Below are 24,551 nucleotides of genomic sequence, written 5' to 3'. Positions count from 1 at the left end.
CTAAATATTGATCCGCGGTCCTACATGCGCCTTCTGTTTAAGGTCCGACTAACGATCATGCTGCAGGATTCTCTTCAATCTCCAATCTGTGATGCCATGTGTGGCTAGGGAGAGGTCTCTGCTGGAACACTCTGGCCGTGTTCGCGTTGACCGGCATGGGCCAGATCATTGCACTCGCGGATTTTCGGAAGGAAAAGCTTAAAGCCAAGCTTTTCAAATTCGCTGACAATCAAAAGCCTGCGATTGTGGAAACAAAAACGACGACAATCTCTGCAATGAGAATTTTTTGCCGCGACCTTTTCGTCGTTCTGATCGACAAGTTCGGCTATCAGAATTCGATAAATTACAGCGAAATTACCGATGTTAGCCCGATGTTGCCGGTGGCGGACATTGTTAGACAAGCCGGATGGCAGGTCACCGAAGAACTGCCGGAAGACACATCTCACGTTGTCATATCGTTTCGCCAGCCCTTGGCACGCACCTGAGATTAGCCGCGCTTGAACCTGGCGCGCAGTTCATCCTTCGCAGATTCCAGCTTCTTGCGGCGAGACGCGGACAGGTTCTTGCCGGCGCGGTTAATATAGAATGTCAGCATCGACATCGCCGAGCGGAACGGACTCGATTTGCGTCGGCGGCTGTGTGTGGCGGAGCGCTTTAGCGACTGCGCAATTTTCTTCGGTGAACCCTTGAAGGTATCGTCCTTCAAATCCAGCGCGTCGCTGCGTTCGGTGACGTCGGCTGACCACTTTTTCTTCCTGTGTGCATGGCGGCTAGGCATTACGTTGCTCCCGGATTGGAACCTTCATCGCTCTCCAAGAATTGACTGCCGGTGCCAGTGGAGGTTGCGCTTTTCTGGCCGACGAAACCAAGGCTGAGGATTTCATCGTCAGCCTCGTTGTCGTCGAAGGAGACAGTTCGCGCGCGGGCCAAGCGCTTCATCCGCCGGTATCGTGGCCTTGAGTGTCTTGAAAACCTTGTCATGGTGGGAGAACGTGCGCGCACTCCGCGGCGTTCCTGGCCGAGCCGGAGATTTTGAGATGGCAAAGAAGCGCAAAGCGAAACGCAGATATTCCCCCAGTGCCAGTGAAGACGTCGAGAAAGAAATGAGAGCCTACAAGCGAGGCACGGCGCGCAGCGGGCCGGGCGGTCGCGGTGGCAAAGTGAAGAGTCGAAAGCAGGCCATTGCCATCGGCCTTTCGAGGGCGCGGGCCGAGGGTAAGAAAGTCCCCAAAAAGAGATCAGCCAAAAAGCGATCGGCCAAGAAGCGGAAATAACCCCCTCTGCAGGCACGCGTCGGGTGAAGCGATTTTCGCAAAATGTGAGATTTTTGTGAATTCACTTTGACGTCGCCCCGGCGCTGTGGTTGCGTGGTTCGAAGGGACAGGGCAGGAACCCTCAAATGCCGGCCTGTCCCGGGGAGCGAGCGGGAAGCGCCGGGGATTTATGAAAAGCGCCGGGAAGGTGCTGAGCGTGTTGTCTCTTTATACGGCTGGCCGCAATGTGTGGTCGCCGGAACGTGCTGCGCGCCAGCTCAGTGTTTCGCTTGCCACCAGCTACCGCTACTTTAATACCCTTGTGGCTTGCGGCATGCTGGAGCGATTGCAACGTAATCGCTATGTGCTGGGGCCAGCCATTGTCGAACTCGACAAGCAGGTCCGTGCGGCTGACCCGGTGCTTGCGATCGCCCGTCCCATCATGGTCAGGCTGCTTAAGCGCGTTCGCCAACCCGCGACAGTTCTTCTGTGCCGTTATTTCCGCGAACAGGTGATGTGCATTCACGAAGAGAGCAACCGGCCCGACGAGCCGGTCAGTTCCTATGAACGCGGGGCCCGCCGGCCATTGTTTCGAGGTTCGACCTCCAAGGTCATCCTCGCTCATCTGCCACCGCGGGCTTTGTCCGATCTGTGGCAAAGTCATCGCCGCGAGATCGTCGCTGCCGGTCTTGGCAGCAGCTACGATGAATTCAAATCGGCATTGCAGGAGATCCGCAAGGACGGTGTCCGTGTCAGCGCCGGTGAAGTTGACCCCGGCCGGATCGGAATCTCAGCGCCGCTGTTCGACGCGCATGGCCGCATCATCGGCAGCCTCAGCATCGTGCTGATGTCGCCACGTACGAATGATGCCGCGGTTGCACGGCTGCGCACGTCGGTAATCAATGCGGCGCGCGAAATCGAACGAATGCGCGATGCCAAGGGTGGCCGCATCGCGTCGCGCAAGAATAAGGTTTCCGCAAAGGCTCCGGCGAAGATCCCAGCATGACGACAGAAACGCGCGTGGCTCTCAAGCCGCATTATCCGGTGGCGATTGTCGGCGCCGGCCCCACCGGACTGACGCTGGCCAATCTGCTTGGTGTCTATGGCGTCCAATGTGTGATCATCGAACGCAAGACTGCAACGGTGCACGAGCCGCGCGCGGTCTCGATCGACGATGAATCGCTCCGTACCATGCAGGCGGCTGGAATTGTTGAGGAGGTGTTCGCTCAGACCGTCTCGGGTTACGGATCGGATTACTATTCGGCGGCGGGCCAATGTTTCGCGCGGGTGCAGCCGACTGGCCAGCCCTATGGCTATCCGCGCCGCAATGCGTTTCGTCAGCCGATTCTCGAACGGCAATTGCGTGAGGCGCTGGCGCGCTTTCCAAAGGTTGCGACCGCCTTCGGACATGAATTGCTGTCGTTCGAACAGGATGCCGAACACGTAACTCTGCGTGTGCGGCAACCCGATGGCAGCGAGGCGGAAGTTGCCTGCGATTATCTCATCGGCTGCGACGGTGCGAGCAGCGCTACGCGCCGCGCTATCGGCACGACGCTCGGTGGGTCGAGTTTCGGTGAGCGCTGGCTGATCGTCGATCTTGAAAACTCACCGACGCCATCGCGCCATACCAAGGTGTTCTGCAGTCCCGAGCGGCCCTGTATCGCTTTGCCCGGACCAAACCAGACCCGCCGCTACGAATTCTACCTGCATCCGCATGAGCGCGACGAGGATCTGCTTAATCCGGAGATGGTGCAGCACCTACTGAAGACGCATGATGCCGATCCGGGCAGCCGGATCGTGCGGCAGGTCATCTACACCTTTCATGCCCGCATCGCCGAGCGATGGTCGTTAGGGCGTATCTTCCTTGCCGGTGATGCCGCGCACCTGACCCCGCCCTTCGCAGGGCAGGGGATGAATAGCGGCCTGCGCGATGCCTATAACCTTGCCTGGAAACTGGCGGCTGTGGTGCGTAGAGAACTCGGACCAAACCTGCTGGACACCTATGAAGTCGAGCGGCGCGACCATGTCTGGGCGATGATCGATATGGCCTTGCGCATGGGCCGTGTCATGGCGCCGCGCAGCCGTGCCGAGGCGTTCGCGGTGCAAAGTGCATTTCGTCTGCTGGGGCTCTATCCTCCTGCGCGCGACTATATCGCGCAGATGAAATTCAAGCCGTCACCGCGCTTCGTCGAGGGCTTCCTAGTGCCGGACGGCCGGAATGCGAAAAAAACCCTGGTCGGCCGGCTTTTCCCTCAACCGCGGGTCTTGCTGGCAGATGGACAGAGCGTGCTGCTTGACAATGTTCTAGGCGAGGGCTTTTCGATTGTGATGCGCTCAGGTGAGGTCGGTATCATGCCTGTAACCGACCCCGTTCTTTCATCAATCAAACCGAAGATAGTCATAATTATCGGTGATGGATCGCTGCCCGCTTCATCCGCCAGTGGAATCGCGGTCCATGCAAAGGACGTTCAGGACTGGTCGGCAATACCTCCCGATCATGTCTTCCTGTTGCGTCCGGATCGCTATGTGATGGCGTGTATCCCTGTCGATGAGTGGCATAGCGGGTCTTCGAGAATTGCATCCCTGGTAAACGCGACATTCCGGCACTGACAACACGTCGCAGTCCCTTCGGGGAATAAATCCAAATGAATGTATCGACATTGCGGCAGGGTTCTCCGCAAGTCGCGTTTGGCAAAAAGAAACTCTCCAAAGCGCTCGCTTTTTAGGATTTTCGACTCTCCTTTCCATTTGTGGCCTCACGCCTCAATCTGTTCGTTCGACTTTTGTCTGATGAACAATTTGCGGCTGCAAACGGCGTGCACCTATTCGATAGACGTCGATCACCGATGCATCACGGCGCGTTGATTGGAAGTCTGGCGATGACCACTTAGCTCGCTGGGAGCCGAGAGGCACGAACGCTCACGGTGAGGTTCGCCTCTTAGGGTTTCAAAGGAGTCTACAATGTCTGTTATCAAGACCGCTCTTGTTGCCGCTTCGTTTGTTGTCGTCGCTGCTGCCGCCAATGCGCAGAGCCGCGAGGACCTCAACAGCCGCATTCATGGCGAGCCTGCCGTTTCGCAGTCTCAGTCGTACAATGTAGCGCCGCGCGCTGCGTATACGCAGAATGCACGGGGTGCCTACGCACGGGCCTACACGAACTATGTTCGTCCGCAGCTGCAGCAGTACGAAGCCAACCCGCTGTTTGACGACTTCCACGGCAACTAATCACTCTACGATCAGCCTGCGGATGATCCGGCTCGCGTGAGCGATTCGGGATCCGTTGATGAAGCCGGCGGGACACAGTCCCGCCGGCTCAGCTGTTTCAAAGGGGGGAAGCCTGTGAGCTGTAATCACGGTCCCTTGATCTGTAGCTCTGTAACGGCGTCCGCCTTCGTCGCGAATGACAGGGCATGAACGCTCAATGGTGAGCTTCACATCAACCGTTCCTGAGGGAGTTTGCTATGTCCATCGTCAAGACCGCTCTCGTTGCTGCTTCGCTCGTTTTTGCCATCACCGCCGCCAATGCGCAGGGTCGCGAAGACCTGAATAGCGGCTTCCACGGCAACACGACATTCACCACCAACACGACAGCTTCGCAGAACGCACGTGGAGCGTTCGCGCAGGCCGGCACGGTATATCGCCTGTCGAGGATGAATCCCTTGAACGACATGTTCCATGGGCTGGCAGTCCGCTAATCATTCCGACGTCGGTCGCAATATGATGCGATCGGCAGATCATCTGACGAAACCGGTGGGGCCCATGGTCCCGCCGGTTTGGCTGTTGAGAGGTTGCTTGAAATCCACAGCCGCTTCATCCGCGATCACGCTCCGTTGATCGCTCCAGTGTAACGCCGCTCACATTGTTCGCGAACAAGAAGCGTTACGACACGCTCGACCACGCAACCGTGGTTCAACACCAAACAGAGGGAGACGACCATGTCGATTATCAGAACTGTTATCATCGCCGCATCGTTTGTTGCCGTCGCTGCCACCGCCAATGCGCAAGGCCGCGAAGAACTCAACAGCGGTATCCATGGCAACTCGCCGGTCGTGTATGGCTCTGCGATTTCCGCCGAAGCTCGTGGCGCGTTCGCGCGTGCCGGTGGCGCGGCGGGCACGCGGATGCATGATGCCAATCCGCTGGTTGACAATTTCCACGGCAACTAAACGTTGAAGATTGTCAGCGGACTTTGGCTTCGATCTACACGAATCCATAGCCGGGTCTGAAGCCGGCGGGACATTGTCCCGCCGGCTCGAACTTTTCCAACGCTGTTCTTCTGAAGGGCTGTTTGTCATCAGACGAATGACGGGAAAAACAACATCACGCGATTGGTGCTGATAGCCTCGCCAATAATCCAGGCAAAGGCAAGCAGTGCCAGGAAGCCGAGAAACAGGAGGGCGAATAACACCATCGCGATTCGTTTGGCGATAACCGAAATGTTGGTGAAGCCGATCGCGCCAGCGACAATCGACAGGATCAAGAACAGAATGGCCCACTTCAACATGATTGCTCTCCAGCCCCGGAAGCAATGTGTTGAACGCTGCGGCTGCCATAGGGTTCCGCTTCTGTCGTTACGCTTCGATCCCGCAATATTTCGACAGCCGCACGGCAAGATCGAGCAAGGCTTCATCGCCACCGGCCCAGCCGATGAAGGACAGACCGGCCGGGCAGCCGCCGATCGTTCCGATCGGGATCGATATCTGCGGCAGTCCGGACAATCCGGAGATGCAGGTCATGCGCATGACACGCACGCGGAAGGATTCGTGGACCTCCAGTGGCGCAGCAACCAGCGGCGCGACGGAGGGACAGGTCGGCATCACCAGCAGCGTGCCGGGCGTTGCGATGGCGCGGATGCGATCGCGGGCACGCTCTTGCGTGACACGAGCTTTCGCAGCCGCTTCTTCGGTTATTGTAGCGGCGGCCGCGAAACGGTCGGCGACGCCGGGGCCGAAATTCGGCTTGGTGCGGCTGACGAAATCGCCATAGGCATTCCAGACCTCGCGCGCCTGAATGATGCGGAAGGCTTCGCGCCACATCTCAAGGCCATCCGGCGCGATGCGCTGATGCGAGGCTTTCGGCAATTCGTCCGACATGGCGGCCAGCGCGGCATTCATCAACGCTGCGATATCGGCATCGACTTCGGCGAAAGCGTCATCGAGTACGATCAATTTTGAGACCGGCGCAGCCGTTGACGTGCCGCCAAGCAGCACCTCGCCAACGCGCCTGAAAACGCCCGGCGCGTTGGAGAACCAGCCGGCGACATCGAACGATCCGGCCATGTGCATCGCGCCGGTGAGATCGACACGGCCATGCGTCGTGCGGATGCCGTACAGTCCGCAGAACGATGCCGGCACGCGGACCGATCCGCCGGTATCGCTGCCGATGGCGAAATCGCAGGCATCGGACGCGGCGGCCGAGGCCGAGCCGCTCGACGAGCCACCAGGCAGCCGTCCCGGCGCGCGTGGATTGACCGGCGTGCCGTAATGCGCATTGACGCCGGCGAGGCTGTAGAAGAATTCGTCGCAGATGGTCTTGCCGGTGATGGTGGCGCCGGCATCCAGCAGCTTCTGTACGACGCTGGCGTTCTTCGTTGCCGGTTGTTGCGCGGCCAGCCAGTCGGGATTGCCGCCACCGCTGCGTTCGCCGACGATGTCATACATGTCCTTGATCACGACCGAGAGGCCGGCGAGGGGACCTGTGCTCGCACCCTTGATCGGCGCTTTCAGATCGTGAGGGACAAAGGCGGAGCGAATGCGGGGGGACATCAAGATGCTTTCTGTTGCTTGAGATACCAGTCGAGGATTTGTTCGCCGGTCCATGAGACCACGCCGTCGCGGCCAAGGAGCTCGGCAAAGGTGCGCTCTACATGCGCAAGGCGATGCGGCACGCCGGACAGATAGGGATGGCAGGCGATCGCCATGATCTTCGGCCGCTCTGCCGCCTCTTCATACAGGCAATTAAACTGATCCATCGCGCGGTCATAGAACATGCCGGATGGGTGATATTGCGAGGTGAACATCACGATATCGTGGATCTCGAAATTGTAGGGCAGGGCGACAACCGGCTTATGCGTTGTCTTCAGCGTCACCGGCTCGTCGTCAAGAACCCAGTCGCCAATATACTCGATACCAGCCTCGCTGAGATAATCCAGCGTGTCGAAAGTCTGCGTCAGGCCCGGTCCGAACCAGCCGCGCGGCCGACGGCCCCAGAATTTCTCAATCGTATCCATCGACTTGTTGATGCTGGCGCGCTGATCGTCGAGCTTGTGCATCGGAATCTGCTCGTAGCCATGCGCGTTCAATTCCCACCCCGCATCGACGCAGGCCTGCACCACCTGCGGATAGCTTTCGCAGACCCTCGCATTGAGCGTCACCGTCGGCGTTGCGCCGACGCGCTCCAGCATTTTCTTCATGCGCCAGAAGCCGACGCGCATGCCGTATTCGTGCCAGCTCCAGTTCGGATGGTCGGGCAAGAGCGGTTGCAATTGCGGCGGTACGATCACCATGCGCGCCATCGCCCGCGAGATGTCCCAGTCCTCCAGCGCCAGCACCGGCCAGATCACCATCCGCACGCCGTCCGGAAATTTCAGCGTCGGCCGGCCTTCGATCGGTGAAAAGGTAACGCGCTCGCGCGGCTGCATGTTGGTCACTCCCTGACGATTGTTATGGTCATGGCCGGTTTTGCGGCCGGCCATCTGTTTTTCGTGAAAGGCTTTTTTGTCGGGTGATGCACCTGCGGGTCAAGCCTGCGCGTGAGCATGCAGATCAGGATTGCGGCCGGGGGGACATGCAGACAAAGCTCCGCCGGCCCTATTGTTTAGCCGGCGCGGGCGCGCCCGTCGTCCAATCGCCGCAACTTGCCCTTGAAATCCAAGGGCGCGCGGAACGCCGGGCTCTCAGCCTGCCCGCGGCCCCATGCGCGATGTGAGTAAAGCGCATGAGATTGGTAGCACCACGAACCGCCGAAAGAATCCGGCGCTCCGCGCGCGGTGTTTGAGGCTTGCTCTGCGACAACCCCGGAGGACAGACACCGTGGACCGGACGACACCGGGCGGCTCTTCTTGTTATCCTCCGCTGGTGACCCACGGCCGGTGAGCCGGATCATCGCAGCTTGGGCCTCCGCTGAAGAACGCTACGTCCAGCGCTCCTCAACGGCCACCGCATCCCGCCCCACGTCTCACGACGCTGATCAGACGCCCCTTGGATGGGACGGGATATAGGAAAAAAATCATATACTGGGGTGGATGTCAAGTGGGATTTTGGCGGCGGTTGTTTTGCCGGCTCTTTCAACATCCGCTCATCCCCGCGCAGGCGGGGATCCAGAATACTTCGGCGAAATCGGTGTTTGTGGCTCTGGGTCCCCGCCTTCGCGGGGACGAGCGGGGTGAGGGTGTTGTCTGGATGGAGCGCAGCGAAATGCGGGGCCGAAGTTGCGGCATGAGATCATCCCGGATTTCGCTTCGCTCCATCCGGCTACGCTTGCTGGCCCGTCGTCGCGGTTTGCGACTAGCTGATCACCCGGATCGGCTTGCCATCGAGAAATGCACGGATCGCATCGACTGTGCCGCCATAGAACAGCTTGTAACCATCCTGCGTCACGTAGCCGAGATGCGGCGTCAGGATGACGTTCGGCAGCTTGCGAAGAATATGATCGCGCGGCAATGGCTCGGTGTCGAACACATCAAGACCGGCGCCGGCAATCGTGCGATCCTGCAACGCCGTAATCAGCGCCGCTTCATCGATGATCGGCCCGCGCGATGTATTGATGATGTAGGCCGAAGGCTTCATCATCGAAAGATCGGTCGCACTGACGAGGCCGCGCGAGCGATCCGACAACACCATGTGAATGGTGATGAAGTCTGATTGCTGGAACAGGTCAGCCTTCGTCGCATACTCGACGCCAAGCTCCTTGCATCGTTCGGGAGTCAAGTTCTGGCTCCAGGCCAGCACCCGCATGCCGAAAGCCTGCGCCACTTTGGCGACGCGTCCGCCGAGATTGCCAAGACCGAGAATACCGATCGTGTGCTGGAACAGGTCGCGGCCGACCGTCGATTGCCAGGCTTCCCCCGCTTTCATGCGGGCATTCTCGACGCTGATGTTGCGTGCGAGATCGATCATCAGACCGATCGCAAGTTCGGCTGTCGGATGCTTGGCACCGTCGGTGCCACAGACGACGACGCCGTGATCCTTCGCGGCAGAGATATCGATCGCTGCATTCCGGCCGCCGGTGGTGACGAGAAGTTTCAGATCGGGAAGTTTTTCGAACAGGGCACGCGGGAAGGGGGTGCGCTCACGCATAAGGCAGACGATCTGGAACCCTTGCAGAGCCTTTGCGACCGCATCGGTATTGCCCAGCATTTCATTGAAGACCGTGACCTCGGCGTCTCCGGTCACCCTGGACCAGTCCGCCATTGTCAAAGCCACATTCTGATAATCATCGAGGACAGCGCAGCGCATCGGCATGAGGATAACCTTTGAAATGCCTCGATCACGATGACTTTGGATCGATTCGATCCAAAGTCATAAACGTGATCGATTCCAATACATTAGAGCATGATGTCGTCCGAAAACCGCTTCGCACTTTTCGGCATCATGCTCTGGAAGCAGTCGCGAAAGCCGGCAAGCAATATCAATCCTGCGGTTCGGCGCAACCGCCGAAACCTGCTCACCTTCTGTTGAACCTCCTTTCCCGGGTCAGCGACCACCTTGGATCGGTGAGTACGCACTGGTACAATTCACATGCGCCCGGGCGGGTTATGCGGAGGCTGGCACCATGAAGCGTCTGGCGGCTCTTTTATGCGGTTTCTGGGCCGTCCTTGCGGCGGCGGCGGCGCCGTCGGAAGCGCAGGCCGAAAAGCGCGTCGCGCTGGTGATCGGCAATTCCGCTTATCAAAATGCCTCCAGACTCACCAATCCAGGCAACGATGCCAGTGCCATGGCCGACTTGTTTCGCCGCGCCGGCTTCGACGTGGTCGAGGCCAGACAGGATCTCGGCAATCTGGAATTCAAGCGCGTGGCCCGCGAATTTACCGTGGCGGCCCGCGATGCCGATGTGGCGGTGATGTATTTCGCCGGTCATGGCATCGAGGTGAACGGCACCAATTATCTGATCCCGATCGACGCGCGGCTGGCGACCGATTTCGATGTGGAAGACGAAGCGCTGTCGCTCGATCGTCTTGTGCGGGCGCTGGAGCCGGCACGGCGGCTGCGGCTGATTATTCTCGATGCCTGCCGCGACAACCCGTTCATCCAGACGATGCAGCGCAGCGTCGCATCGCGCGCGGTTTCAAGTGGATTGGCGAAGGTCGAGCCAGCCACCAGCGATACGCTCGTTGCTTTCGCGGCCAAGGCCGGTTCGACGGCGGATGACGGACGTGGACCCAACTCGCCATTCACGACGGCGCTTCTCAATCATCTGACGGTGCCGGGCCGTGACGTTCGTATCGCACTCGGTTATGTGCGCGACGAAGTGATCAAAACGACCGGCAACAAGCAGGAGCCGTTCGTCTATGGCTCGCTCGGCGGCGCGACCGTTGCGCTGGTGCCGGAGCCGAAGCGCGAGATTGCCGCGCAGCCATCATTGCCGGCGCCGCAACCCAATATCGCCGCGCCATCTGGCAGTGATCCGCGCCGTGATTACGAATTCGCCGAGCGGGTCGGCACCAAGGAGGCTTGGGATTCGTTTCTGTCGGTACACAAATCGGGCTTCTACGCCGATCTGGCGAGAGCGCAGCGCGACAAGCTGGCGGCTCGCTCCCAGTCGCAGACATTCGACAGCAAGATTCCGGCAGTGCCGCCGGTGCCGAATGTTGCGGTGATCCCTCCATCGGTCGCACCAGCCTCGCCATCACCGGAACAGAAGGTTGCGGTCTTGCCGCCGTCGGACGCGGCCAAGCCAACGGTTGAAGCCAGGCCGGATATTCGTGTGCTGACGCGCGATCTGCAGACCGAATTGAAACGGGTTGGCTGCGATCCCGGCGCTCTTGATGGCAATTGGTCGCCGAAGTCCGTGCAAGCGCTCAATCAGTTCAATCGCCGTGCCGGCATGAAGCTCGATGTCAAGGTCGCGACCCTTGGTGCGCTCGACGCTGTGAAGGGACAGAAGGGCCGCATCTGCCCGCTGATCTGCGGCCGCGGCGAGCGGGTGGAGGGCGATCAATGCGTCGCGATCCCGGCCGAGCCGAAACCAGTGAAGCGTGAAGCCGCACGGCCGCCGGAGCCGAGCCCCCGCGAGCGGCTTCGCGAGCGCGTGCGTGAGCGGGCGCAGGAGCGCATCCGCGAACAGCGTCAGCTCAGCACACGTCCCGAACCGCGTCGCACGTGTTCCGAAGGCTCACCGCTTACGGTGGGCGGCAGGGCGTGCTGCGAGGTCACGCCTGAACGCGGGGCGGCGCGCATTTTCTGCCCGTGATCAGAGCTTTTTGTTGACGCGTTTTCTTCACGCGAACCGGTATGTAACTTCGCTCGAAAACGCTTTATCCAAACCGCCCGCGATCGTGCGGGCGGTTGAAGTCCAGCGCCGGGCCAAGGGGGATAATGCCGGTCGGATTAATGCCTTTGTGGCTGCCGTAGTAATGCTGCTTGTACTGATCGATGTTGACCGTCTCGGCAATGCCCGGCCATTGATAAAGCTCGCGCATGTAGTTCGACAAGTTCGGATAGTCGTCGATCCGGCGCAGATTGCATTTGAAATGACCGACATAGACCGCGTCGAAGCGGATCAATGTCGGAAATAGCCGCCAGTCGGCTTCGGTGATCGTGCTGCCGGCGAGATAGCGCTGCGCGCCGAGCCGCCCGTCCAGCATATCCAGGGTTTCGAACAACTGCGCGAAGGCTTCGTCGTAGGCCTCCTGCGTCGTCGCGAACCCGCAGCGATAGACGCCGTTGTTCACCGTTTCGTACACACGCTTGTTGATCGCATCGATCTCGGCGCGCAGAGCCTCCGGATAGTAATCTGTCGTGTCACCCGTCAGCGCATTGAAGGCGCTGTTGAACATGCGGATGATCTCCGACGATTCATTGTTGACGATCGTGTGGCGCTCTTTGTCCCACAGCACCGGTACGGTGACGCGGCCGGAATATTTCGGATTGGTCTTGAGATAGATGTCGCCGAGCGTCTCCGCGCCGTGCAGGTGGTCGCCGGTCGAGCCTTCGTCTTTATTAAAGGTCCAGCCCCTGTCCAGCATCATCGGCGACACGATCGAGACCGAAATGAGATCTTCCAGTTTCTTCAGCTTACGGAAGATCAGCGTGCGATGCGCCCAGGGGCAGGCGAGCGCGACATAGAGATGGTAGCGGCCGGCCTCTGCCGTAAAGCCGCCTTCGCCGGTCGGGCCTGCGGCGCCGTCGGCGGTGATCCAGTTGTGGAAGCGCGTGGCTTCGCGCTGGAAGCGGCCCTTGGTCGCGCCGGTGTTGTGCCACTGATCGTGCCAGATGCCGTCAAGAAAGAAACCCATCGCGCGCTCCCTGTTTGTGAAGCCTGATATGGCGGGATCGGGAGGAGGCGCCAAGGGCGGAATTTGGCGCTGTCCATGCAAATCAATGCAGGGGCCAATGGATTTCGGCCCCGGCAGGTGCTAAGCGGCGAGCCGTCCCGCCATGATCGATGCCGAATGACCGATCTCTCCATCACCATCCTGCCGGAAACCGAAGACGACGCGCTGGCGATCGAACGTCTGCACGAGCGCACCTTCGGCCCGGGACGATTCGCGCGCACGGCCTTCCGCATCCGCGAGGGTGTCGGCCATGACCGCGATCTGTCCTTCACCGCGCGGATCGGTACATTGCTGGTCGGGTCGGTGCGGCTGTCGCCGGTGCGGATTGGAGGCACCAAGGCGCTGCTGCTTGGCCCGCTGACGCTGGAGCCGCCTTTCCGTGATCGCGGCATCGGCCTTGCGCTCTTGCAGCGGGCATTGGCCAACGCCAAGGAGCGCGGCCACACCCTGATCATCCTGGTTGGAGATGAGCCCTATTACGCTCGTGTCGGCTTCAAGCGCGTCCCGCGCGGCCGGGTGCAAATGCCGGGACCTGTTGACCCGGCGCGCCTGCTGGTGGTCGAACTGACAGAGGGCGCTTTCGAGGGCGTGAAAGGCGCGGTCCTGCCGGACTGGCCGGAGGTTTGATCCCTTCCCCCAACGGGGAGGGACAGAAGAGTTACCGCCCCTCGCATGCCATCGAAGGCCGATTTATCGGCCTTCGCGTGCCCATGTGGCGGCCAGCGAGCCGATCAGCAGCAACAGGCCGAGGATGCCGGCAAAGATCGGCAGCACGCCGATGCCGCGCAGCACGGAGGCGTCGCGCAGCTTCAGACCCATCCAGTCGTCGCCGCGGAAGGTTTCGCTCGATCGCACGCCGACGATGCGCGGGACGGTGAGCGAGCCATTGTCGTCCAGCCGCCGTGCATCGCCGCCCGTCGCATGGCTGAGCGGGCGCAGCACGTCGGTGGTCGATGTGACTTCCGCGAATTCGCGCGGATTGGCCGGGCCGACATTCACCAGCGTGGTCAGCTTGCCGTCGGTCGCGCGCCACAGGCCAAGCTCGTTGGCTGGCGTCTCGCCACGCCACAGGCCGGGCTCGGCCTGCTGTAACGTCACGGTGCGCGTTTCGCCGGATGGCGTGGTCACCGTCACCGGTTCGACCGTCTCCGCCATCGTCTGACGCTCGATCGCGAGAGCGCGGCCGCGCGCAACGACGCGCAAAGCTTCTTCCTCAAGATCGGGCTGCTTCATCAGCCAGTGCGACAGACGGCGCAGCAGATCGAGATGCGGGCCGCCGCCTTCAAAGCCGCGCGCCCAGAGCCAGATGTGATCGGAGAGCAGCAGCGCCACGCGGCCTTCGCCTTCGCGCGACAGCACCAGCAGCGGCTTGCCGTCCGGGCCTTCCATCACCGCATTGCCCTGGCTGCTGCGGGTGTCGACCAGGCGGAACCAGCGGCTCCAATGCGGCGGTTCTTCGCCGGCGCCGTCCAGCGCACGGGTGACCGGATGGCGCTTGCCGATGTCGCTCAGGCGGGCATGGAACGGCCGCTCGATCATCGTGCCGCTCGGCTCGGCCGGCAGCACGGCATCAAGCGGCGTGCGCCAGAGAGAGGTCTGGCTCGCATAATCGGGACCCGCTGCAATCAGCACCGCGCCGCCGTCACGGACATAGCGGGCGATGTTGTCGAAATAGACGACAGGCAGCACGCCCTGGCGCGCGTAGCGATCGAAGATGATCAGATTGAACTCGCCGATCTTCTGCTGGAACAATTCGCGGGTCGGGAAGGCGATCAGCGATAGTTCGTTGATCGGCGTGCCGTCCTGCTTTTCCGGTGGCCGCAGGATGGTGAAATGCACAAGATCGACCGAGGCGTCGGATTTGAGCAGGTTGCGCCAGGTGCGCTCACCGGCATGCGGTTCGCCGGAGACCAGCAGCACGCGCAGCTTGTCGCGCACGCCATCGATCGACACGACCGCGCGGTTGTTGACCGGCGTCAACTCGTTTTCCAACGGCGAGGCTTCGATCTCGACGATATTCGGCCCGGCATGCGGGATCGGGATCTGCACGCGCACCGGCGCATTGGTATTGACGTTGCGCGTTTCGATCTGTTCGCCGTCGCGTCGCACGGTGATGCGAGCTGAGGAGGGACCGACGCCCTGATCCTCGACGCGGAAGGCGATGGTCTGGGACTGGCCGACAATGCCGAAGCGCGGCGCGGTGGTCAGCACGACTCGTCGATCGCGTTCGTTGGCGACGCCGGTGACCAGTGCATGCAATGGCGCCGCGAAACCCAGCGCAGCGGCATCGGTTGGCACATCATGCACGCGGCCGTCAGTGATCATGAACGCGCCGGCAATGCGATCCGGGGGCACATCGGCCAGCGCGGCGCCGAGCGCATTGAACAATCGCGTGCCATCGGTTTCGCCATCGGCCACACCGGCTTCGACCACGCGCACATCGAGATTGGGGATGCGCGCCAGCCGCTCGTTCAGCGCGGTGCGCGCTTCCTCGGTCTGTTTCGCGCGCTCGCCGAAGCTCTGGCTCGGGCTCTTGTCGATCACGACAGCGACGACGGAGGGAATGGGATCGCGATCTTCGCGCGTAAAGGACGGGTTCGCCAAAGCGAGGATCAGCAGCGCGAAGGCGGTGGCGCGCATCAGTGCGCCGCGGCTGCGGATGAAGAGCAGCATCGCCGATATGATCAGCGCAACGATGCCGGCGGCCCATAATACATAGGCCGGGACCAATGGCGCGAAGGCGATGCCGAAGTTCATAAGGCGTTGTGTCCGTTCATTGCCCCAGCCGCTCCAGCAGCGCCGGGATGTGAACCTGGTCGGCCTTGTAGTTGCCGGTCAGCGTGTACATCACGATGTTGACGCCGGCGCGGTAGGCCATCTCACGCTGCCGGGGCTCATTCGCCACCATCGGCAGCATCTGCTGACCGTCAGGCCGCATCGCCCATGCACCGGCGAGATCGTTCGAGGTGATCAGGATCGAAGACACGCCGTCGCCCGCGCGAGCAGGGCGGCTCGTTTCGCTTTCGCTGTCAGGATCGTCCTGCGCCGGCAAGGCTTCCACCCAGAGCTGACCGCCATTGAAGCGGCCGGGAAAATCGCGCAGCAGGAAGAACGTCTTGGTGAGCACATGATCCTTCGACACCGGCTCGAGTTCGGGAATGTCGAGCGCAGAGAGAATCTGCCGCAGCGCCATCATGCCGGGGCTGCGCGATTCGCCGCCGGGGCCGGGCGGCGCCATGATTGCGTCGCGTGTGTCGAACAGCACCGTGCCGCCTTGCTTCATGTAAGCGTCAATGCGCGCCAGCGCTTCGGGCGAAGGCTTGGGCGCATTCGCCACGATCGGCCAATAGATCAGCGGAAAGAAATTGAGTTCATCGCGGCTGATGTCGAGACCGACGGCTTCGCCGGCTTCCAGCGCGGTGCGCTGCGCCAGGAACAGCGTCAATCCATTGAGGCCGGCCTTGCTGACGGCGTCGGTTTCCGTATCGCCCGTGACGACATAAGCGAGCTTCGTTTCCAGCGCCGACTTCATGGCGAATTCGTCGGCAGCGGACAGGCCGGGCTTTGCCGGTGCTGCGGCCTGCCGTTGTTGCGGCGGCAGCGTCTGCGCTTGCGCCGGAGAATGGAAAGACATGTTCGACAACGCGAGCGCGATCGCAATGCCAGTGGCGGCCGCGCGCCGGCGTTGCCGCGTCAAACGGCTGATGCCGCCTGCAAGCCAGAACACCACCAGCGCATCAATCAGCAGCAGCGCGAGGCCGGCGAGGAAAATTGGCCCGCGCAGATCAACCGGTTCGCTCAGGCGATAGACATCGCGGCGTGCATTCAGCGGCGAAACATCAAGAGCTTCCGGCGTGTCGGCCGCGGTCAGTGTGTTCACGGCCAGCAATCCTTCCGGTGGTCCGTAAAAGCCCGGCGGAAACTCGCCCGTCGCGCGGCTTGCATAGTTCGCGGGGACTGGCTTGGCGCTGCCGGGTGCCGCAGTGAAGGCGCCGAAGCCGTCCAACGTGCGCGCCGGCGCCAGCGTCTCGCGGTCGCGTTCGGTATTGGCCTGTTCAGCCGTCACGTTTGAGCCTGCGAGCGCTACGAGCCGCTTCAGCATGTCGACGAACGCCCCTGACAGCGGCAGATCGGACCAGCGCGTATCGGCGGTGACATGGAACAGGACGACCATGCCCTTGCCCCGGCGTGCGCCGGTCACGAGCGGCGTGCCGTCATTGAGGGTCGCCCAGCTTCGCTCAGCAAGCCCCGCATCGGGCTCCGCAAGAACTTGCCGGCTGACCGTAACGTCACCCGGCACCGCCATGCCACCGAACGGGCCGTCATGCGCGAAGGCCGACAAAGGCTGCGGCTTCTCCCACGACAACGAACCGCCGAGCGTACGCCCGCCACGACGCAGGCGCACCGGGACGAGATCGTCGTCCGACGCAGCCAGTCTTGGTCCGGCAAAACGCACCAGCACGCCGCCGTCCTCAACCCACTTTGTCAGCCTCTCGCGCGCGGTGCCGACGACATTACCGACATCGGCGAGGATCAGCATGGGAATATTCTGATCGAGAAAGCGGGACACGGCGTCGGACGGTGACACGCGATCGCCCATCCGCACATCGGCGAAGGGCGACAAGGCGCGCTGCAGATAGAAGGTGGAGGCGAGCAACGGCTGCGCGGTGTCCGCGGTGGCGCCGGTGATGACGCCGACGCTGCGCCGCCGCCAGCGCTTGTCGAGCAATTGCACAGCGCCTGCGGAGCGCTCACCGGCGATTTCAAGACGCGCGATGTCGTTGCGGATTTCAACCGGCAGATCGAACGTGGCCGCCGCCTCGCGTTCGCCGGCTTTGATGTCGAAGCGGGCTTCGCCGAGCGGCAGGCTCTTCAGGTCGAGCGCACGCACGATACCGCCTTGCGCAGCGCCAGCGGTGGCGCGCTGTATTTTGACCGTCAAAGCCCCGGCGGCATTGTTGGCGGCATTGAGCGCGAGGGTCTGGGGTACGCCGCCTTCGACCACGGTCATGGTGCGCGAGCCGATCAGGCCCGACAGACCGGAGATGAACTCGTCCGCGCGTCCGAGATGCGTGCCATCCGACAGCCAGACCAGTTCTGCGTCCGGCGTTGCGTTGAGGAAGCGCGACAACGCCGGGAGCGCTTCGGTGCGTTCGACCGCATGCGGCTTCGGCGTCAATTGACGCAGTTGCACGCGTGCAGCAGCAGCGGTCTGTAATGTGATGCCGCGGCCGGCCTCCGACATGGCGATGATCGCAACGGAGCGTCCGTCGGCTTCGGCGCGGGACAGGATGTCTTCGCCGGTGCGGATGCGTGCGTCCCAGGTCGATGCCGCCGCCCAGCCGTCATCGATCAGCAAGGCGACCGGTGTCGAACCGCCCGATGTTGCAACGGATGGATTCCACAACGGGCCGGCCGCGGCGAAGATCAGCAACGCGGCCAGCGACAGGCGGAGCAGCGTCAGCCACCATGGCGTCCGCGCCGGCGTTTCTTCCTTTGGTGCGATATCGAACAACAATCGCGCGGGCGGAAACGCGAGACGTTGCGGACGCGGCGGAATGAGCCGCAGCAGCCACCACAGCACCGGCAGGCTGAGCAGGCCGAGCAGCACCAGCGGCTGCGCAAAACCAAGCGGCAATCCGCCGATCATGGGCGAACCTCCACTTCAGGATTTCTGGCTTGAGCGCCCGCGGCGACATCGACCTGACCCATGCGTGCATGCAGCGCGAGAACGATCTCGCTCGCGGGACGATCGGTGCGATGAATGATGAAGCTGGCGCCCAGCCGGCCGGTGTCTTCGCGCATGGCGGCGCGATGGTCTGCGAGCTTGCGGACGTAATCGTCACGCCAGGTCTCGGCGCGGCCGGCAATCACGCTGCCGAACCCTTCGGGTTCGAGGAACTCGATGCGGCCGGAATACGGGAATGTCTCCTCGGCCGGATCGACGATCTGAATGACATGCAGGCCGGCCCGCGCGCCGGACAATTGCGCAAGCGTCTGCCTGAATTCGGGAATGGGACTCCAGAAGTCCGACAGCATGACGACTTCCGACAATGGCGCCGGCGCGAAGGACGGCGGCAAGCTGTCGCGTTCGGTAAGGTCGTGAAGCATCGCCTGCGCCATCTTGTCGATGACATTGCGACTGGCGGTCGGGCGCATCAGGCCGGGAATGCCGACACGTTCGCCGCCCTGGACCAGAATTTCCGCCAGCGCAAAGGCGACCACGAGCGTGCGGTCGAGTTTGCTCTCGCTCGCCAGCGGCGAGGTGAACATCATCGAGGCCGACCGGTCCGGCCAGATCCACACGGTATGCGCCGCTTCCCATTCCCGCTCGCGCACATACAGATGATCATCACGCGCCGAACGGCGCCAGTCGACGCGGCGCGCCGGCTCGCCGGATGTGAATCTCCGATATTGCCAGAAATTCTCGCCCGATCCGGCGCGGCGCCGGCCGTGCAATCCGTGAATCACGGTCGCAGCGATACGGCGCGCTTCCAGGATCAGCCGCGGCAGGCTTGAGGCAAGTGTACGAGACTTGCCGCTGGCAAGACGGACCGCATCATTTTCCAGTTTACGAGCGTCTGGCTCGACCGCCATCGATCACCCTAACCGCGATTTCAACCGGCCGATCACGGCCTCGACCGTTTCGCCCTCGGCACGTGCAGCGAAAGTCAGCGCCATACGGTGTTTCAGCACCGGCTCTGCGAGCGCCACGACGTCATCGATGGATGGCGCGAGACGGCCGTCGAGCAATGCGCGTGCACGCACCGCCAACATCAGCGCCTGGCTGGCTCTAGGCCCTGGTCCCCAGGCGATGGATTTCGTCGCATCATCGGCGTCAGCACCGGGACGGGCCGAACGGACCAGAGCAAGGATGGCTTCGACGACGGATTCGCCGACCGGCAGACGCCGCACCAGGCGTTGCGCCGCAATCAGTTCGTCGGCGGTCATCGCCGCTCTCGGCTTGGCTTCTTCGGCGCCGGTGGTGTCGAACAGCATCCGGCGTTCGGCATCGCGGTCGGGATAATCGACGTCGATCTGCATCAGGAAGCGGTCGAGCTGGGCTTCCGGCAGCGGATAGGTGCCTTCCTGCTCGAGCGGGTTCTGGGTTGCGAGGACGTGGAACGGCTTGGGCACATCGTGGCGTGCGCCGGCAACGGTGACATGCAGTTCCTGCATCGCCTGCAGCAGCGCCGATTGGGTGCGCGGCGAGGCGCGGTTGATTTCGTCGGCCATCAGCAACTGGGCGAAGACCGGTCCCGGAATGAACCGGAAACTGCGCTTGCCGCCCGGATTTTCCTCAAGCACCTCCGAACCCAGAATGTCCGACGGCATCAAATCGGGCGTGAACTGGATGCGGCGGGCATCGAGGCCGAGGACCACGCCCATGGTTTCGACAAGTTTCGTCTTGGCGAGACCGGGCACACCGACGAGCAGCGCGTGTCCGCCCGAGAGGATGGTAATCAGCGCCTGTTCGACGACCTTGTCCTGACCAAAGATGACGGTGCCGACGGCGTCCTTGGCGGCCCGCGCATGGGCGGCCGTGGTTTCGGCGGCGCGGACGATCATGTCTTCGAGCTTATCGAGGCTTTCACCGGATACCGGCATCCGTTTGCTCCTTCTGTCGTCCCGCCGTTAGATCACGAGGGTTTTGGGTAGAATCCATCCAAGATCATAAACGTGATCAATTCCAATACATTAGAGCATCATGTTGTCCGAAAACCGCTTCGTACTTTTCGGCATCATGCTCTAGGCCATATATCTACGGGAAACGATGCAACAAGCGCGCCAGTGAAGACTGGGAAGGCTCGAAATGGCACGCCGAATCTCCCCATCAGATCCCGATTTCCAGCAGCTTACGCTAATTTTCGCTGGTGACCGGTCATCTGGCGGTGATCATCTGCACGCAGGGGAAAACTCCGTTTCCAGGGGGTGACGACAGGGTCAAGGCAAACCATGGCGAAGCAAAGGCAGAAGGATACCGGCGGGCTGGATGGGGTTGCCGCAGCGATCCGCGAGACTGGTGAAAAAGGCCCGCCCCCGGTGCATTTATGGAACCCGCCTTATTGCGGGGACCTCGATATCCGGATCGCGTCGGACGGCACCTGGTTCTACCTCGGAACGCCGATCGGCCGTGCGCCACTGGTCAAGCTGTTTGCGTCGGTGCTCAAACGTGAACATGACAAATACTTTCTTGTGACGCCGGTCGAAAAAATCGGGATCATTGTCGAGGACGCTCCCTTTCTCGCGGTCGAGATGCGGCAGGACAGCACGTCCGCGGGCTCGCGCTTGCTTTTCCGGACCAATGTTGATGATTGGGTCATCTGTGATGCCGATCATGGCTTGCGCTTCGAGCCGGAAATCTCGTCCGGTGGGCTGAAACCCTATCTCCATGTCAGGCGCGATCTGTGGGCGAAAGTGACGCGCGCGCTGTTTTACGATCTGGTGGCGCTGGGCGAGGAACGCGATGTCAATGGGGAGCCCATGTTCGGCGTTGAATCAGGCGGCGAGTTCTTTCCGATGGCCAAGGCTGACGCATTGAAGGAATTGACCTGATGACGCCGGCGTCCGCCCCATCCCGGGATATCCCGCACAGCGATTTCTTCGACCGCGCCCGACGTGTGCTGACGTTGAAAGAGCCTGTTGGTTTGTCCGACCCCGATGCTGTGCCATCGCGCGGCGATCACGATCTCGATCCGGTATCGAAAGCGATGGCCGCGGTGCGTCCGATCAAGCCGGCTGCCGTGTTGATTCCGATTGTCGATCGCAATGAGCCGATGGTGCTCTTGACCCAGCGCACCGCGCATCTGCCGCAACATGCCGGCCAGATCTCGTTTCCGGGAGGAAAGATCGATCCGACCGACGCGACGCCGCTGGCTGCCGCCCTGCGCGAGGCCGATGAGGAAATCGGATTGGCTGCCGATGTGATCGATCCGATCGGCTATCTCGATGTGTATATGACGACGCTCGGCTATCGCATCGTGCCGGTGGTGGCGCGTGTGCGCCCGGAGTTTTCGCTGACCCTCAATCCCGGCGAGGTCGACGATGCATTCGAGGTGCCGCTGTCCTTCATGATGGAAGCGGCCAATCATCAGACCCATAGTCGCGAGTGGCAGGGCCTGATGCGCACCTATTATGCGATCCCCTTCGGCGAACGTTATATCTGGGGCGTGACGGCGGGTATTTTCAGGAATTTATACGAGAGGATCTACGGCGCATGATCCGGCCGATCCTGACGGAATTGCTGCTGTTCGTTGCGCCGTTTGCCATCTATGCGCTGTTTCTGATGGCCACGCGCAATGGTGTTATTGACGCATCGGCCTGGAATCTGCGCGTCCTCGGCATCCTGACGATCATTGCGCTGCTGCTTCTGTTTGGCAGTTTCTTTTTGCTTGCGCACTGGACTGGGCATCCGGCCGGTTCGAAATACGTGCCCCCGCATATGGAAGACGGAAGGCTCGTTCCCGGGCAATTCAAATGACCGAGCAGCGTCTGGCCGATGCTGCGTGGCTGACTGACGGGCCGCTCGCGCGCGTGTTCGACATTCTTGATCGCGATGGCGAGGAAGCGCGGGCTGTCGGTGGGGCTGTGCGCAATGCCTTGCTGGGTTTGCCGGTCGGCGAAATCGATGTCGCGACCACGGCCTTGCCTGATGAGGTGATGCGCCGTGCCAAACAGGCCGGTATCCGCACGGTGCCGACCGGCATCGATCACGGCACGGTGACGTTGCTGGTCGACGGGCAGCCGTTTGAAGTGACCACGCTGCGTGAAGATGTGGAGACCTATGGCCGCAAGGCCAGGGTTGCTTTCGGCCGCGACTGGAAACGCGATGCCGAGCGGCGCGACTTCACCATGAATGCATTATCGGCGTCGCGCGACGGCATTGTGCATGACTACGTTGGCGGATTGGCCGATCTGAAGGCGCGGCATGTTCGCTTCATCGGCAATGCGGTGACCCGGATCGAAGAGGATTATCTGCGGATCCTGCGGTTCTTCCGTTTCCGCGCTGCTTATGGCGAAGGCGAACCCGACAAAGCGGCGCTGGCTGCATGTATCGCCGGACGCGAGGGGATGGAGACGCTATCGCGCGAGCGGGTACGCGCCGAATTGCTCAAGCTGCTGGTCGCAAACCGCGCCGTTCCGGCGGTCGCCGAGATGGCAGAGATAGGATTGCTGGTGCGCATCCTGGGTGGCGTCCCCTTGCCGGGATCGCTGGACAAGATGGTCCGGATCGAGAGCGCTTTGGAGCTCACGCCGGATGCGGTGCGGCGGTTAGGCGCCTTGGCGCTGTTCGTGTCGGAAGACGCCGAACGGTTATTCCAGCGGCTGCGGATGTCGAACGGTGAAGCTCAGCGGTTGCTGTCGATGGCGGATGGCTGGTGGCGCATCAGCGGCGCAATGAAGCCCGCCGCGGCACGAGCGCTGCTCTATCGATTGGGGCCTGCGAAGTTCCTCGACCGGGTGCTGCTAGCCTGGAGCCGGTCGCAGGACGCAACCGACGATACGCGCTGGCGCGATCTTTTCGCCTTGCCCGGGCACTGGCCGGTGCCGTCGCTGCCAATCTCCGCGAGTGACCTGATCGCCCGCGGGATCGCAAAGGGCCCAGGCCTCGGCGCGGCGCTGCGCGCCGCGGAAGCCGCCTGGATCGCGGCCGATTTCCCGCAGGATCAGGTCACGATTGCGGCCATGGTCGACGAGGCATTGAAAGCGGATCCCGAACCCAACAAAGACTAAAATAAAAAAGCCCCGGCCAAGGCCGGGGCTTTCAAGATCGGGACGATCCGTCCGATTAGTACTTCGCGATGACCGGGCCTTTGCCGTAGCCGAAGCGATAGTTCAGACCGACCTTCACGGTGTGTGCGCTCAGGTCGGCGTCGAATCCGCCGGCGGCTGGGCCACCGAAGTAGTTTTCGCTGCCGAAGTCGAGATAGAGGTACTCGACCTTGGCCGTCCAGTTGTCGACGAGAGCCCATTCCAGGCCGCCGCCAACGGCGAAACCGATGTGCGTGTTGGCTGAGGTGGCGCCAGCAGCAAAGCCGGGGCCCGCAACGCTCGCACCGATTTCATTATGACCCCAGGCGAGACCGCCGGTTGCGTACCACAGGACGCGGTCAACCGCGTAACCGACACGCAGACGAGCGGTGCCGAAATAGTCCATCTCGCTGAACGCGTTGGCAACGACACCACCGCCGAGATTGGCGGACACGTCGTCCTTGATGTTCGCCCAGGCCGAGTCGACTTCGACGCCGAACACCCATGGCGAACCAGCGCCCTGCCAGTTCCAGCCGATCTGGCCGCCGCCAAACCAACCGTCCTGCTTGGCGTTGCCGCTGAAGACGTTGGAGCCGAGTTCACCCCAGCCATAGCCGCCGTGGATACCGGCGTAGAAGCCGGACCAGTTGTAAGCCATCACGACTGGCGGCGCAGCCTTGTAGACCGGGCGGCCCAGGTCAGCCGCCGAAGCGACTTGAGCGGTGCCCAGCACGAGGCCAGCAGCCACGATGGTCGAAAGATAACGCATAGAAAGTCCCCCGCATTGTTTTGGGTGTGTGACAAGACGTCTGACTTGTTCGTCCCAGTGTTCGTGTACGGACCAATTGCGGCAGAACTTACTAAAAAAGTGCCACAATTCGCTCTTGGCGCCACATCGCTAGGCAGTGTGGCGTCGTCGCAACAAATTCGTGGCTAACTACTGCTTAATTGCATAGCGGAACGGTTAGCGAATGATAAATCTGCATTGCTCGGCCTCTTTGAACGAGACCGCTGTGGATTTTGTCACGATCAGGCGAATGGTTTGCGAGCGA

At 61.8% G+C, this 24,551-nt stretch carries 24 protein-coding genes; 13 read left to right on the top strand and 11 right to left on the bottom strand.

The features are described from left to right. Positions 1–137 precede the first annotated feature (137 nt). The gene (locus tag CAK95_RS00710) at positions 138–485 is read left to right on the top strand and encodes a hypothetical protein (RefSeq protein ID WP_086086082.1); all 348 of its coding nucleotides are present in this window, start codon (positions 138–140) and stop codon (positions 483–485) included. Positions 486–487: 2 nt separating this feature from the next. Here CAK95_RS00710 and CAK95_RS00705 read toward each other — a convergent pair whose 3' ends face one another. Continuing rightward, positions 488–778 carry a DUF3175 domain-containing protein gene (locus tag CAK95_RS00705; protein ID WP_086086081.1) on the bottom strand — a complete coding sequence of 97 codons (291 nt, stop codon included), beginning with the start codon at positions 776–778 and terminating at the stop codon, positions 488–490. Between the two features lie 259 nt (positions 779–1,037). Here CAK95_RS00705 and CAK95_RS00700 point away from each other — a divergent pair, with 259 nt between their 5' ends. The 6 genes from CAK95_RS00700 to CAK95_RS00675 all read left to right on the top strand — a co-directional run bounded on the left by CAK95_RS00700 (position 1,038) and on the right by CAK95_RS00675 (position 5,419). Then, positions 1,038–1,274 carry a DUF6496 domain-containing protein gene (locus CAK95_RS00700; RefSeq protein WP_086086080.1) on the top strand — a complete coding sequence of 79 codons (237 nt, stop codon included), beginning with the start codon at positions 1,038–1,040 and terminating at the stop codon, positions 1,272–1,274. Positions 1,275–1,443: 169 nt separating this feature from the next. After that, on the top strand, positions 1,444–2,259 hold the full coding sequence (locus tag CAK95_RS00695) for an IclR family transcriptional regulator (RefSeq protein WP_086086079.1): 816 nt from the start codon (positions 1,444–1,446) through the stop codon (positions 2,257–2,259). Then, a complete protein-coding gene (locus CAK95_RS00690) occupies positions 2,256–3,863 on the top strand; it encodes a bifunctional 3-(3-hydroxy-phenyl)propionate/3-hydroxycinnamic acid hydroxylase (RefSeq protein WP_086086078.1) in 1,608 nt (535 codons plus the stop codon). The genes CAK95_RS00695 and CAK95_RS00690 overlap by 4 nt, the downstream gene beginning before the upstream one ends. Positions 3,864–4,214: 351 nt before the next feature. Then, positions 4,215–4,478: a hypothetical protein gene (locus CAK95_RS00685; protein ID WP_086086077.1), complete on the top strand. Its 264-nt coding sequence runs from the start codon at positions 4,215–4,217 to the stop codon at positions 4,476–4,478. A 236-nt stretch (positions 4,479–4,714) separates the two neighbouring features. Beyond that, entirely contained in the window at positions 4,715–4,948 is a 234-nt protein-coding gene (locus tag CAK95_RS00680) for a hypothetical protein (protein WP_086086076.1), read from the top strand. A gap of 240 nt (positions 4,949–5,188) precedes the next feature. Then, on the top strand, positions 5,189–5,419 hold the full coding sequence (locus tag CAK95_RS00675; protein ID WP_086086075.1) for a hypothetical protein: 231 nt from the start codon (positions 5,189–5,191) through the stop codon (positions 5,417–5,419). 128 nt (positions 5,420–5,547) lie between these two features. Here the strand turns inward: CAK95_RS00675 and CAK95_RS00670 are convergent, their stop codons facing one another. The 4 genes from CAK95_RS00670 to CAK95_RS00655 form a co-directional block, all read right to left on the bottom strand. Beyond that, entirely contained in the window at positions 5,548–5,757 is a 210-nt protein-coding gene (locus tag CAK95_RS00670) for a DUF1328 family protein (RefSeq protein WP_086086074.1), read from the bottom strand. A 67-nt stretch (positions 5,758–5,824) separates the two neighbouring features. Then, positions 5,825–7,018 (bottom strand): amidase, encoded by a 1,194-nt coding sequence (locus tag CAK95_RS00665; RefSeq protein ID WP_157699480.1) that lies wholly within the window; start codon positions 7,016–7,018, stop codon positions 5,825–5,827. Further along, positions 7,018–7,947 carry a polysaccharide deacetylase family protein gene (locus tag CAK95_RS00660; RefSeq protein ID WP_198343783.1) on the bottom strand — a complete coding sequence of 310 codons (930 nt, stop codon included), beginning with the start codon at positions 7,945–7,947 and terminating at the stop codon, positions 7,018–7,020. The genes CAK95_RS00665 and CAK95_RS00660 overlap by 1 nt, the downstream gene beginning before the upstream one ends. A gap of 811 nt (positions 7,948–8,758) precedes the next feature. Continuing rightward, complete coding sequence (locus CAK95_RS00655; RefSeq protein WP_086086072.1) at positions 8,759–9,715, bottom strand: D-2-hydroxyacid dehydrogenase family protein; 957 nt, start codon at positions 9,713–9,715, stop codon at positions 8,759–8,761. Positions 9,716–10,025: 310 nt separating this feature from the next. On the opposite strand from CAK95_RS00655, the gene CAK95_RS00645 reads away from it, so the two are divergent. Then, entirely contained in the window at positions 10,026–11,663 is a 1,638-nt protein-coding gene (locus CAK95_RS00645) for a caspase family protein (RefSeq protein WP_086086070.1), read from the top strand. A gap of 64 nt (positions 11,664–11,727) precedes the next feature. Here the strand turns inward: CAK95_RS00645 and CAK95_RS00640 are convergent, their stop codons facing one another. Continuing rightward, positions 11,728–12,708: a glutathione S-transferase family protein gene (locus tag CAK95_RS00640; RefSeq protein ID WP_086086069.1), complete on the bottom strand. Its 981-nt coding sequence runs from the start codon at positions 12,706–12,708 to the stop codon at positions 11,728–11,730. Positions 12,709–12,864: 156 nt separating this feature from the next. Here CAK95_RS00640 and CAK95_RS00635 point away from each other — a divergent pair, with 156 nt between their 5' ends. Beyond that, positions 12,865–13,374, top strand: a complete 510-nt coding sequence (locus tag CAK95_RS00635; RefSeq protein WP_086086068.1) for a GNAT family N-acetyltransferase — start codon at positions 12,865–12,867, stop codon at positions 13,372–13,374. 63 nt (positions 13,375–13,437) lie between these two features. Here the strand turns inward: CAK95_RS00635 and CAK95_RS00630 are convergent, their stop codons facing one another. The 4 genes from CAK95_RS00630 to CAK95_RS00615 are packed head-to-tail and all read right to left on the bottom strand — an operon-like array spanning position 13,438 to position 20,355. Beyond that, positions 13,438–15,504: a hypothetical protein gene (locus CAK95_RS00630; protein WP_086086067.1), complete on the bottom strand. Its 2,067-nt coding sequence runs from the start codon at positions 15,502–15,504 to the stop codon at positions 13,438–13,440. Positions 15,505–15,520: 16 nt separating this feature from the next. Further along, entirely contained in the window at positions 15,521–18,397 is a 2,877-nt protein-coding gene (locus tag CAK95_RS00625) for a DUF4159 domain-containing protein (protein WP_086086066.1), read from the bottom strand. After that, positions 18,394–19,344 (bottom strand): DUF58 domain-containing protein, encoded by a 951-nt coding sequence (locus CAK95_RS00620; RefSeq protein ID WP_086086065.1) that lies wholly within the window; start codon positions 19,342–19,344, stop codon positions 18,394–18,396. The genes CAK95_RS00625 and CAK95_RS00620 overlap by 4 nt, the downstream gene beginning before the upstream one ends. A 3-nt stretch (positions 19,345–19,347) precedes the next feature. After that, positions 19,348–20,355: an AAA family ATPase gene (locus CAK95_RS00615; protein ID WP_086086064.1), complete on the bottom strand. Its 1,008-nt coding sequence runs from the start codon at positions 20,353–20,355 to the stop codon at positions 19,348–19,350. A gap of 348 nt (positions 20,356–20,703) precedes the next feature. Here CAK95_RS00615 and CAK95_RS00610 point away from each other — a divergent pair, with 348 nt between their 5' ends. From CAK95_RS00610 to CAK95_RS00595, 4 genes are read left to right on the top strand one after another with little or no spacing between them, the layout of a single operon-like run. Beyond that, a complete protein-coding gene (locus CAK95_RS00610) occupies positions 20,704–21,303 on the top strand; it encodes a DUF1285 domain-containing protein (protein WP_086086063.1) in 600 nt (199 codons plus the stop codon). Further along, positions 21,303–21,968, top strand: coding sequence for a CoA pyrophosphatase (locus CAK95_RS00605; RefSeq protein WP_086086062.1), 666 nt, complete (start codon positions 21,303–21,305; stop codon positions 21,966–21,968). Before CAK95_RS00610 ends, CAK95_RS00605 begins: the two co-directional genes overlap by 1 nt. Then, positions 21,965–22,228 carry a DUF6111 family protein gene (locus tag CAK95_RS00600; RefSeq protein WP_086086061.1) on the top strand — a complete coding sequence of 88 codons (264 nt, stop codon included), beginning with the start codon at positions 21,965–21,967 and terminating at the stop codon, positions 22,226–22,228. Before CAK95_RS00605 ends, CAK95_RS00600 begins: the two co-directional genes overlap by 4 nt. Beyond that, complete coding sequence (locus CAK95_RS00595) at positions 22,225–23,481, top strand: CCA tRNA nucleotidyltransferase (RefSeq protein ID WP_086086060.1); 1,257 nt, start codon at positions 22,225–22,227, stop codon at positions 23,479–23,481. The genes CAK95_RS00600 and CAK95_RS00595 overlap by 4 nt, the downstream gene beginning before the upstream one ends. Before the next feature lie 55 nt (positions 23,482–23,536). Here the strand turns inward: CAK95_RS00595 and CAK95_RS00590 are convergent, their stop codons facing one another. Beyond that, positions 23,537–24,268, bottom strand: coding sequence for an outer membrane protein (locus CAK95_RS00590; RefSeq protein ID WP_086086059.1), 732 nt, complete (start codon positions 24,266–24,268; stop codon positions 23,537–23,539). Positions 24,269–24,551: the final 283 nt, after the last annotated feature.

This window comes from Pseudorhodoplanes sinuspersici, assembly GCF_002119765.1.
GTDB lineage: Bacteria > Pseudomonadota > Alphaproteobacteria > Rhizobiales > Xanthobacteraceae > Pseudorhodoplanes > Pseudorhodoplanes sinuspersici.
The sequence above is the reverse complement of the archived record's forward strand: the minus strand, read 5'-3'. Positions and strand labels throughout refer to the sequence as shown.